The sequence below is a fragment of the Burkholderia sp. BE17 genome (assembly GCF_009362305.1).
GTDB classification, from domain to species: Bacteria; Pseudomonadota; Gammaproteobacteria; order Burkholderiales; family Burkholderiaceae; genus Burkholderia; species Burkholderia pyrrocinia_C.
On the sequence record NZ_WHNU01000116.1, the window covers coordinates 1 to 443 of the forward strand.

Here is a 443-nt window from a genome sequence, read left to right on the forward strand (position 1 = left end):
ATTAATTATTGGGTAATGACTCCAACTTAATGATAGTGTTTTATGTTCAGATAATGCCCGATGACCTTGTCATGCAGCTCCACCGATTTTGAGAACGACAGTGACTTCCGTCCCAGCCTTGCCAGATGTTGTCTCAGATTCAGGTTATGTCGCTCAATGCGCTGAGTGTAACGCTTGCTGATAACGTGCAGCTTTCCCTTCAGGCGGGATTCATACAGCGGCCAGCCATCCGTCATCCATACCACGACCTCAAAGGCCGACAGCAGGCTCAGAAGACGCTCCAGTGTGGCCAGAGTGCGTTCACCGAATACGTGCGCCACAACCGTCTTCCGGAGCCTGTCATACGCGTAAAACAGCCAGCGCTGGCGCGATTTAGCCCCGACGTATCCCCACTGTTCGTCCATTTCCGCGCAGACGATGACGTCACTGCCCGGCTGTATGCC

General features: G+C 53.3%; 1 protein-coding gene. It reads right to left on the minus strand.

Going from position 1 to position 443, the window contains the following annotated elements; translation table 11 throughout:
* Nucleotides 1-26: 26 nt before the first annotated feature.
* Nucleotides 27-443: IS1 family transposase (locus GD429_RS40075; protein ID WP_152865751.1), on the minus strand; the 417-nt coding region annotated here is incomplete at its 5' end.